Source organism: Streptomyces sp. NPDC037288, assembly GCF_055603265.1.
In genome coordinates, this window is the sequence record NZ_JBVJVY010000099.1 from 1 (window position 1) to 9566 (window position 9566).

Consider the following 9566-nt stretch of genomic DNA (forward strand, 5'->3'; position numbering starts at 1 on the left):
CATCCGCATACCTCACACACCACGGGATACAGCCACCCATCCATGCCCATCAGGGACTTCGTGAAGATTCACCCCGACGAGCTGAAGTCAGTAGCGGCCAACACACGGCTGGCCGTGGCGGCCGGACGGCCCCTCCCCGGCAACCGCCACGACGCCCGCGCCCGGGGCCTCGATGGCCTGGTCAGCTCGGCGACCTGCTGGCTGAGAGCCGTCACGTCCATGACCGGCGGGTGCACCAAGTGGCCGTGAGTATCTTGCCGGGGAGATTGATGTGCCGGCGCTCAGCGGTCCGGACGGCTGCCTCGGCGAGCTGGTCGGCGCGAAGGGCCTTGCGCTTGCCTAGCCCAGAACTCAGTCGCCTGACATCGACGCGGCACGCTGGGCGCTCGGCTGGTTGTGCATCGGGGCGTGCAGCTCCAGCTCGCTCATTGGGATGATCATGCTTTCTTAGCCGTGACGTGACTGCCCCGACGCGGGGTTGTAAGGGCGTGCGACACAAGTTGTTTCTCGCTGCGGCCGGCCTCCTGCGTGCGTGCGCGCCATGGCCTTTCCGCTCCGACGTTCCGGAGCCTGTGGCCTTGCCAGTAGCACGCCGCGTCCCTGATCCGACCGCCGCCTCCGAGGCCTTGAAGTGGGCTTTGTGGTGGCTGGAAACTCCGGGGAACCCAGAGTCCCTTGCGGGTGCCCGCGACGCTGCGCGGCGTGCTCTGGACTTGATTCCCTATTCGTGGCAGGCGCCGGGTTGTGAGAGCAGTCGGCGGGGGTGGCGTATCCACACCTGCCTGCACCCGGGCTGCACACGGTGTGCGGCCTACGAGGCCGGTGAACCGATGCCCGCCGACGACCGTTGATCATTGGTGATGAAAATTGCAGCTCACAGTCGGCGAACTGCCAGTCGATGGGCCACCTGCTCAGGGGCGCGCCCTACGCCGACCGGTCACTGCCGGCCTCCGCCGCCCGTACGGCACACCCACACGGCTTGCCGATACCCACCCCACCGTCACCAACGCCTGGGTCGAGCACGGCTACAAGAACCAGGCAGTCGAGCACGCCGCGCGACTCGGTATCGATGTAGACGTCGTCCCCAGAAACAGCCAGGTCAAGGGCTTCTCGGTACTGCCCCGGCGCTGGGTGGCGGAGCGAAGTTTCGGATGGACCATGATGCGTCGCCGCCTCGCCCGCGACCACGAGACCAAACCCCAGCACTCCGAGAGCATGATCCGCCTCTTCTTCCGCAAAGGCGCGGGCACGGACGCGTAAGGCTGCCCAGCTGGTGCCGCGACATCCGGAGTGATATGGCTTGAGAAAGTCGTGTCATGAGCTACGCCCCCTGACGAGAGGAACGCTGATGGGAATAGGAACTGACGATTTAGGGGGCTTAATCTTCCTGGCCGTGTTTATAGCGGTTGCCGCTTGGGTCATCGCTCGGATAAGGGAGTAATGCGTGCACAGAGGCCCAGTCATGAGGGAGTTATTCATGGGGTGGGCTCAGACAGGACACCGGGAGCGGGTCGCGCGATGCCCTGCACCACCGAACTTCTGCCAGCGTGAAATTCCGCCTGATGGCCGTGCGTATTCGAACACCGTGCAGCAGACTCGGGCCAGGTCTCTCACGCTGGCGTTGATCGGGCCGTAGACTCCAGCAGGATTTCGCTGTCTGACCGGTAGGTTTCTTCGGATGGCTGGAGTGTAGTGGGGCGCGGAGAGGTCAGGGGCGACGTTCAGCAGGCCGCCCTCGATCGTGCGCCAGCGCCACAGTGAGTGTTCCGCTTTGACGGACACTGTCGGTGTGGTCGTCACGCTGCGAGTGCGGTCTCGTATTCGGCGGGACTGCGGTAGCCGAGGCTGCTGTGCAGTCGGTGCAAGTTGTACCAGCCTTCGATGAAGTCGAAGATCGCGGTTCGGGCGGCGGCCCGGCTGGGCCAGGAGGTCCTATCGAGCAACTCCCGTCGATGAACGCTACGAGCGTGTGTGTGGCCGGTCGAGCCCGGCCGCGTAGAAAGACGCCGCGGCCTTGAGGATTTCGTTCGCCCGCTTCAACTCGGCGATCTCCTTCATCGCCTTGGCCTGCGCGGATTCCTCCGTCGTGGTGCCCGGGCGGGTCCCGGCGCCGATCTGGTCCTGCCGCACCCACTTGCGCAGCGTCTCGGTCGTGCCGATGCCCAGTTTCTGGGCGACTGCTTCCATCGCGGACCACTCGGTGTCGTACTCCGGCCGCACCTCGGCGACCATCCGCACCGCACGACGGCGCAGCTCAAGCGGGTACCGGGAAGGACGTGCCATAACTCGATCCTCTCAAACGATCGAGTCCCTACCGAACCCGGAACGGTTCACAACGGCTATCGCCCGCGTGAGTGGGACACGAGGGCAGGCACCGTCGAACTGGCGATCCTCAAGCTTAGGTCAGGCAGTTACTTCCCGCACTGGTTGCTGGAGCGCCGTCGGCGGGCCGAGCAGGCCCTGATCTCGGTGGTCGCCACCGCCTACCTGCTGGGCGTGAGCACGCGCCGGGTCGAGAGGCTCGCCGAGTCGCTCGGGGTGACCCAGCTGTCGAAGTCCCAGGTCAGAGCGATGGCCAAGCATCTGGACGAGCAGGTCGCCGCATTCCGCAACCCTCCCCTGGATGCCGGCCCCTACGCCTTCGTCTGGGTGGACGCGCTCACGCAGAAGGTCCGCTAGGGCGGCCGCATCATCAACGTGCACGCGCTGATCGCGGTCGGCGTCAACGCCGACGGGGCACCGCGAGATCCTCGGCCTGGACGTGGCCACCGCCGAGGACGGCGCCGGCTGGCTGGCCTTCCTACGCTCACTGATCGCCCGCGGCCTGTCCGGGGTCCAGCTGGTCATCTCCGACGCGCACATGGGCCTGGTCAACGCGATCGGCGCCACCTTGCCCGGCGCGAACTGGCAGCGATGCCGCACCCACTACGCCCGCGCGCTGCTGAGCCAGGTCCCCAAGTCGGCCCAGCCGTGGGTCGCCACGCTGCTGCGGACCATCTTCGAACAACCCGACACCGACGCGGTCCAGGCTCAGATGCGGCACGTCCTGGACGCACTCGAAGCCAAGTTCCCCAAAGTCGCAGCCCACTTGGACGCCTCAGGGCGACGTGCTGGCGTTCACCGCGTTCCCACGCGAGATCTGGCGGCAGATCTGGTCGAACAACCCGCAGGAACGGCTGAACAAGGAGATCCGCCGCCGCACCGACGTGGTCGGCATCTTCCCCGACCGAACCGCCCTGATCCGCCTGGTCGGCGCGGTCCTGGCCGAGCAGAACGACGAGTGGACCGAAGCCCGCCGCTACATGGGCCGCGAGCTCCTCGCCAAGGCCCGCCTCCACCCGATCGAGTCAGAAACCGACGAGACCGTCCTGCCCACCGAACTCACCGCATAGCCTCAAAAAGAGATCACCGAGTGGCCGTCGATACACCACTCCAGTGGACGTGACCGGGTGGGGTCGGTCGGGGTGCAGGCAGCACGTCTGCGCTCTGGCTTACCGAGCCGTCGATCAGAAGATCTCGTCGCGCGTCCGGGCGCGGAACTGGTCCTCACGGTCGTGCAGGAGCTGAGAGTCGAGTACGCCAGTTCCCGCCAGCGACATCTCCAGCGCGTCGAGCCAGCGCAGATAATACTCCTCGACCCCGTCCTGACCCTTCTCCGCGATCGCCTGCACCAAATGGCCGCGGAAGGTCTCCCACGTGAAGAGTCCGGCCTGAGACAGCGTGACGGCCATGCCGAACGCGCGGCTTTGCCAAGGAGCTTCGAAGACCAGCTCACCGTTGCTGCGCGGCATGGCAAGTGGGCCGTCAATACAGCCGCTGACGCTCCGGTCCACCACGGCACCCTGGGCGCCCACGGCACCGACGACTGAGTTCTGAGTCATCACCTGGCCACCTTTGGTTCGATATCCGGAAGAACGGTCACGCCGACCATGGAGTCGCGCGTCACCAGCGCAGTGAGCTCTTCCTCGGACATGTGTTCCGAACCCTTGGGGCGCTGCGGAATCACGAAGTAGCGGACCTCGGCGTTGCTGTCGAGGACCCTGATCTCACTATCGTCTGGGACAACCGTGCCGAACTCCCTGAGAACGGCGCGGGGTTCACGCACGACGCGCGCACGATAGGGTGTGTCCTTGTACCAGCGCGGGGGCAGACCCAGGACCGGCCAGGGGTAGCAGGAGCACAGGGTGCAGACGATCACGTGGTGGACTTCGTCCGTGTTCTCCACAGCCACCAAGTTCTCGCCCTCCATGCCGCCGATTCCGAGTTCGGCGACAGCCTTGGTGGCGTTCTCCAACAGGCGACTCCTGAACGCCGGATCCGTCCACGCCCTGGCGATGGCGCGAGCCCCGTTCAGCGGTCCAATGTCATTGGTGTAGATGTCGATGATCTCGTCCACGACCTCGCCCTGCAGCACGCCCTTTTCGCGCAGCAACGACTCCAGAGCCCTCGCTCGAACCTCACCCTCGGAGAGCTCACGCGGCCGGTGGTTGTTTTCGCCCATGTCGGATGACCTTCTCCTCCGGATCCTTCGCTTACTGGGAGACAGCGTCCTGCCCTACGGCGGTGGCCTCGGGATCGAGATCCATGTACGACTCGAAAAGACTCAACACGACGCTGACATTTGTCTCCGTAGCCGGGCCCCATAGGTCGGTGCCCGCAAAGCGGACCATGTATGTCGGTTCCGGGTCGTCTCCGCCGGTCGCCTCGGTGTCGGGCAAGGGGTAGGTGCCGCTGTAGGATACGACCACCCCGGGCTTGCCCCACACGTACCACGGCAGCCGTGTGTGACCGGAAACGGCAAGCACCCGGGCGCGGACGCGATCGCCGGCCTGGAATGACCGCGGTTGGTCCGGTCGGCGTACGCCGAGACCGGTGTACGCGAGGTTCTGGATACCTTCCCGCAGACTCTGCGCGACCTCCGGGTCGGTCTGGACTGGCAGGGCCGGCGGTGTCTCACCGTTGCGAATAACCTGTCGCCGGGCGGTGAGTTCCTCAGGGGTGACGAAGCCGTCCCGAACGCAAAGCTCCTCCACCGCCTCAAGCCAGTGCACGTAGTAAGGAGTCCACAGATACTCAGCCGGTGGCATCTGCTCGATGATGTGGCGGAACTCGGCCAGCGACCAACTGCCCTGGACGGCGCTCACCAGGGCCAAGGAGAAGACCAACCCCTCCCACGGCTCATGGAACACCAAGTCGTCCTTCGTCTCGATCGGGCCCATGTGGTATCCGCCAACATCGTGGATTCCGATCATCGAAGGCTCCTTGCAGTCCTCTTGCCGTTCATTTCCGTGTTACGGGAAGGGGCCTCCTGAGCACCTGTCAAGAGCCCTGTTGCATAAAGTTGCTTATGCGAGCCATGTGGTTGGAAGGACTTCCTCGCACCTTCCAACCACATTTCAGCACTGGCTCAAGCCTGCGGCAAGCCCACCATCTCAACTGAGCCTGCAATCCCGGTTGATGGTGGTGAGTTGTGCGGCCACGTGGTCCGCGACGTCATCCGCCGCCAGAGGGCTGGGCGCCTCGGTGAAGAGCCCACTCAGAGAGGTCACCGCCTCGGCCGCGGTGCGCTGCCAGGGCGACGTCCAGGAGCTCAAGATCTCCCGCAGCTCCGGCCGTTGCTCGATGGCATGAAGGGTCAGGGCCGTACTCCAGTCACGGCTGCGACGGCTGTCCTGCCCGAACTCCTTGAGCAGGGAGGCCAGCAGTGCATCACCGTTCTGCTTGGCCAGGAGAGCGAGGCTACCATTGAGGAGCGTGTCGAGCGCAGGCTTAAGGGCGAGGTTCAAGGCCGCGAACGCTTCTCCCCAGTCACGGACGGCAAGGAGCTGTTCCAGCGCTCGCCGCAGTGGTTGCCACAGGGGGTCATTTTCCCATGTGTCGCGCGCCGTGGCGGTGGCAGCCAGGTGGTCACCGTGAGCCAGTGACAGGGACTTCACCCAGTAGGCGAGCCATTGAATGCGGCGCAGTTCATCGCCGGCCTGGAAAGCGGCGCAGTTCACAATGTAGGCGGTTGGCGCCATTTGCGACACGTACATGATCGCCATCTGGAGCACGTGCAGAGGAAACCGCATGGGTACCGCAAGTTTCTGGAGGACCTGAACCCATTCCGGCTGAAGGTTCTCGATCGCTTCCGCAGATTCATGTTCATCGATGAGAGCATCCACGTAGATCTCTCGACCGTGTTGCTGCAGAACGTACTTCCTGTACGTCAGGCGGTGCGGGTCGCGAAAGGATTCCCAATCCTCAACCTGAAATGGCGACCCTTCGCGGTACCTTCGGTACCACTGGTTCACAGGCGCGTCGGGAGAGATCTCAAACGGGGCGGGCTCACGTCGGAAGCTGTGGAGGAATTGCGCGTTCACGACTTCGTACTCACTCGGTTTCCTCTTCACGTCGCCGAGTGTGCTCCACGCCTTCGCTTTTGAGGACTTACGACTTTGCACTGTCGGTCTCCCGATTCTCCAGATACCAGGTCAATTGATCCTCGGTGGCCCGCATCCGTCCGGCGAAGGCGGTGAGGACATTTTCAATCTGCGACAGCGGGTAGGCGAAGCCAAGCTCGTCTTCGAGGCTTGCTCGGGTGAGTCGGCACTCCCATGCCGCCTGAATGCGTATGTAACCTCCCCTGTCGATTACTTGGACGCCGTTGTCTTGGTTGTCTGCTTCGATGGCGGCGATGATTGCATCCGCGAGTTCAGAATCCGTCCCGCGTATGATCGGCCCGACCAACTTTGGGCCAGGACGCGGCCTTTCGTGGACCCCTTGGCCTTCGTCTTGCACGTTCACCGTCAACTGCTCACCTTGTCTGTGTTAGTCGGAACGGCGATGTCCAGCCACTTACCGTTCAGGCGGACAGGGTATTCACGGAGCCGGCAGTTCTCCGGATTGATCCCTCGACCATTGGTCAAATCGAACTCCCACAGGTGACTGGGACAGACGAGGGTATTACTGTCCATGTCCCAGTCACCGTCAGCCAGCAGGGATCCTTGATGCGGACATATTCCCTGGAAGGCCTTGGCGGGGCCGTCAATGAGACGCACGAGCAGAATATCCTGGCCTTCGATCTCGACGCCCAGAACTTCCCCTTCGAGTAGCTCGTCATCAGCCAAGGCCGTCACCCAGCGGGCGTTGTCACTCACGCGTACGCCACCCGCAATATATCCATTGGGCCTATGCCCGTACTTTGGACGGTTTCCTTTGGGTCCAGCCGGTTGTCGTCGTGCCAGACCTCTATGGGCCGGTCCTGCGGAGGGACCATCACTCCGACTGCCTGGTGAGCTACCATCTCGGCCACGACCGCCAACGAGTCAGCATCGTCGATCGGGATGAGTCGAACCATCAGGTCACCGTCGAATACGGCTCGGACGAAAATTACAGACACGATTCCTCCACTCTGCTCGTCGCGCTGCAAGGGAAGTGAAATCCAGCCACACTCAGGCACGCCGTAGGGGAGTTGCCGGCATCGCCTGCTTGAGATCAGCCCACGCGTACCCAGTAGCGTCCTTTCCGCTCTCCTCAGGCGAGATGCCCATGTACGCCAGCACACCCTCCAGGGTCGCGGGCTGAATATGACCGGCGGCAAACCGATCGGAAAGCGTGAGGTGGCCGGCATAACGGTCCGGGTCCTGTTCGAAAATCCATTTACAGGGCGCGGAGCAGAAACTGTACTTGCGGCCGTTGTACTCGACCGTCAGCGGATCCGGAGACGCTAGGTGACCTGCAAGGTGGCCTACCGGGGTGAGGATCGCCAGGTTGCAGAGGTTGCACAGAATGGGCAGCGTCTCCGAAACGGTACGTTCAAGCCTGCCTTCCCGGACGTTCTGTGTAATCACGTCCCACGGCTTGCCGAAGGTTTTGTTCCACCCGGGGTACTTCTCTTCAAGCCAGTCTCGTTCAGTCGCCGACATTCCAGCATCCGGATCCCACCACAAAGTGGGCCGCAGGTACCACAGCCCCAGATGATAGGCGTGGTGTATCCACTCCACTTCCGGCAGGAAGTGGTCATCCCAGTACCAAGGCTTCTCCAGTCCGACTTCACGGATCTGGTCAAGGAACTGCTTGATGATCCACTCGTTCATAAACTCCTTGAACGAGCGCGCACGATGCTCCAGCGGCGAGTAGTAGTCCGTCGAGACGCCGGTGAGCAGGGAAAACAGCCGCCACCCCCGCCAGAACGAGATCTCGACCAGACGCTGGGCCACGTCCTTACGGCCATTGGCCGTCAGCACCGCGATCGTTGCCCCGCCCTGCTGAGCGTGACGTGCCTCGTCGGTCTGGACCGAGGACACCAATGACGCGAAGTCGATGTCGCCTACGCTGAGGGCATCGGCAGCCAGACTCATGAAGTGCAGATTGGTGAAGCCGGTCTCCAACGAGAACGGCAGCTGCACTCCGATCGTGACAGCGTCGGAAGCCACGGCCATGTCTTCGATCTCAGAGCGGTTGGCGATTGCGCCCCAGTTGTTGGTGTGCTGCTCCTTGTTTGCCCAGTCGACCCGGGGCTCCTTACCCAGCAGCTGGTAGGAGAAGTAGAGATGGATCTGGGTGTGACGGATTTCGTCCAGGAAGCCGTACACTGCCTGGTTGCGCCATGCAGCCGCGCGCCCGAACCGAGCCATCCGCAGATCGCCGAATCCTGCCATGTATTCCGTGAATGGCGCAGCGCTGAAGTGGATCAGTGCGGCTGACTTCCAGCCCGGATCGAGCTGTTCATACGTAGCCGAACGAGTGACTACGGAGTTCACCGCGTAGACAGACGCTTCCTTTACCGTCTGATTGTGCACGTACTCGCGATAGCTGATCTTGTAGGGCTCGTCCCACGACCACCAGGACTCGGCTGACATGCCGAATTTGGCACACATGGTGTCAGGGAATGCCTCTGCTTCATCGACGTACGACAGCGTCCAGTTCATGTCACGGGCGAGGTCGTACCAGACTGATCGGGCAAGTCGAGGCATGTCTGTCCTCTCCTTCCATGGCTCGATGGCACAAGCGCGAGCCATTTTGTGTCGTGGACTGCGGTGCACAGCGATCGAGACCAGCATCTGTGCAGAACGCTGTACCCATTCAGTAGACCGATCACGACCCACCGCGCATAGAGGCTGCGGACGAGGGAACGGACGCAAACTTGGTGACATTGTGAGCTTGTGAACGCAGGCCGGTCACGCAGGTGGCCTGGCTTCGGCCCCAGGGCTCACACCCGAGGCGCCTCTATGTCTTTCGTCAAGCGAGGGGTGGGGTTCTGGGTGCGTAGAAGGTGCCGTCGCGGAGTATCGCGAACAGTACGTTGATCCGCTGGCGGGGCAGGCGGAGGTGATCTTGCTTCGGTTTGGTGGACACCTTCCCGCTTGGGGACACTGGTCCCCGCCAAGAAGGAGTTCATCGTGCCAAGGACGCGTCCGGCCTATCCGCCGGAGTTCCGTCGCCAGATAGTCGAGCTGGTCAAAGCCGGTCGTACGCCGCAGGAGCTGGCTAAGAGGGCATTTGATCTAGGCGAATTGCCCTTTCTGTTCTAGTAAGTCCCTCGCCAGGTTGGTGTCGTCTCGTCCGTTATGCGCTTGGTGAGG

General features: G+C 63.1%; 10 protein-coding genes and 4 pseudogenes. 4 read left to right on the forward strand and 10 right to left on the reverse strand.

The features are described from left to right. The first annotated feature begins 42 nt into the window (after positions 1-42). Positions 43-249, forward strand: a complete 207-nt coding sequence (locus ACZ7GZ_RS41000) for a hypothetical protein (protein ID WP_471032669.1) — start codon at positions 43-45, stop codon at positions 247-249. A 723-nt stretch (positions 250-972) separates the two neighbouring features. Then, a pseudogene (locus ACZ7GZ_RS41005) lies at positions 973-1227 on the forward strand (transposase); the annotation flags it as partial. A 569-nt stretch (positions 1228-1796) separates the two neighbouring features. On the opposite strand, the pseudogene ACZ7GZ_RS41010 reads toward ACZ7GZ_RS41005, so the two are convergent. Continuing rightward, a pseudogene (locus tag ACZ7GZ_RS41010) lies at positions 1797-1925 on the reverse strand (IS3 family transposase); the annotation flags it as partial. Between the two features lie 26 nt (positions 1926-1951). Continuing rightward, positions 1952-2283, reverse strand: a pseudogene (locus ACZ7GZ_RS41015) (transposase); the annotation flags it as partial. Here ACZ7GZ_RS41015 and ACZ7GZ_RS41020 point away from each other — a divergent pair. Further along, a pseudogene (locus ACZ7GZ_RS41020) lies at positions 2170-3392 on the forward strand (IS256 family transposase). The pseudogenes ACZ7GZ_RS41015 and ACZ7GZ_RS41020 sit on opposite strands and share 114 nt — an antisense overlap. 114 nt (positions 3393-3506) lie before the next feature. On the opposite strand, the gene ACZ7GZ_RS41025 reads toward ACZ7GZ_RS41020, so the two are convergent. The 7 genes from ACZ7GZ_RS41025 to ACZ7GZ_RS41055 form a co-directional block, all read right to left on the reverse strand. Then, on the reverse strand, positions 3507-3881 hold the full coding sequence (locus ACZ7GZ_RS41025) for a nitrile hydratase accessory protein (RefSeq protein ID WP_471032684.1): 375 nt from the start codon (positions 3879-3881) through the stop codon (positions 3507-3509). Further along, the gene (gene nthA / locus ACZ7GZ_RS41030; protein WP_471032671.1) at positions 3881-4501 is read right to left on the reverse strand and encodes a nitrile hydratase subunit alpha; all 621 of its coding nucleotides are present in this window, start codon (positions 4499-4501) and stop codon (positions 3881-3883) included. Before nthA ends, ACZ7GZ_RS41025 begins: the two co-directional genes overlap by 1 nt. A gap of 31 nt (positions 4502-4532) precedes the next feature. Beyond that, positions 4533-5252 carry a nitrile hydratase subunit beta gene (gene nthB, locus ACZ7GZ_RS41035; RefSeq protein ID WP_471032673.1) on the reverse strand — a complete coding sequence of 240 codons (720 nt, stop codon included), beginning with the start codon at positions 5250-5252 and terminating at the stop codon, positions 4533-4535. A gap of 180 nt (positions 5253-5432) precedes the next feature. Beyond that, positions 5433-6392, reverse strand: coding sequence for a ferritin family protein (locus tag ACZ7GZ_RS41040; RefSeq protein ID WP_471032674.1), 960 nt, complete (start codon positions 6390-6392; stop codon positions 5433-5435). 37 nt (positions 6393-6429) lie between these two features. After that, a complete protein-coding gene (locus tag ACZ7GZ_RS41045; protein ID WP_471032677.1) occupies positions 6430-6786 on the reverse strand; it encodes an MmoB/DmpM family protein in 357 nt (118 codons plus the stop codon). A 2-nt stretch (positions 6787-6788) separates the two neighbouring features. Continuing rightward, positions 6789-7139, reverse strand: coding sequence for a Rieske 2Fe-2S domain-containing protein (locus ACZ7GZ_RS41050; RefSeq protein WP_471032679.1), 351 nt, complete (start codon positions 7137-7139; stop codon positions 6789-6791). After that, complete coding sequence (locus tag ACZ7GZ_RS41055; RefSeq protein WP_471032687.1) at positions 7136-7339, reverse strand: toluene-4-monooxygenase system B family protein; 204 nt, start codon at positions 7337-7339, stop codon at positions 7136-7138. Before ACZ7GZ_RS41055 ends, ACZ7GZ_RS41050 begins: the two co-directional genes overlap by 4 nt. Here ACZ7GZ_RS41055 and ACZ7GZ_RS41060 point away from each other — a divergent pair. After that, positions 7274-7420 (forward strand): hypothetical protein, encoded by a 147-nt coding sequence (locus ACZ7GZ_RS41060; protein WP_471032690.1) that lies wholly within the window; start codon positions 7274-7276, stop codon positions 7418-7420. The genes ACZ7GZ_RS41055 and ACZ7GZ_RS41060 overlap by 66 nt on opposite strands. 13 nt (positions 7421-7433) lie before the next feature. Here ACZ7GZ_RS41060 and ACZ7GZ_RS41065 read toward each other — a convergent pair whose 3' ends face one another. Continuing rightward, positions 7434-8957 carry a YHS domain-containing protein gene (locus ACZ7GZ_RS41065; protein WP_471032682.1) on the reverse strand — a complete coding sequence of 508 codons (1524 nt, stop codon included), beginning with the start codon at positions 8955-8957 and terminating at the stop codon, positions 7434-7436. Between the last annotated feature and the right edge of the window lie 609 nt (positions 8958-9566).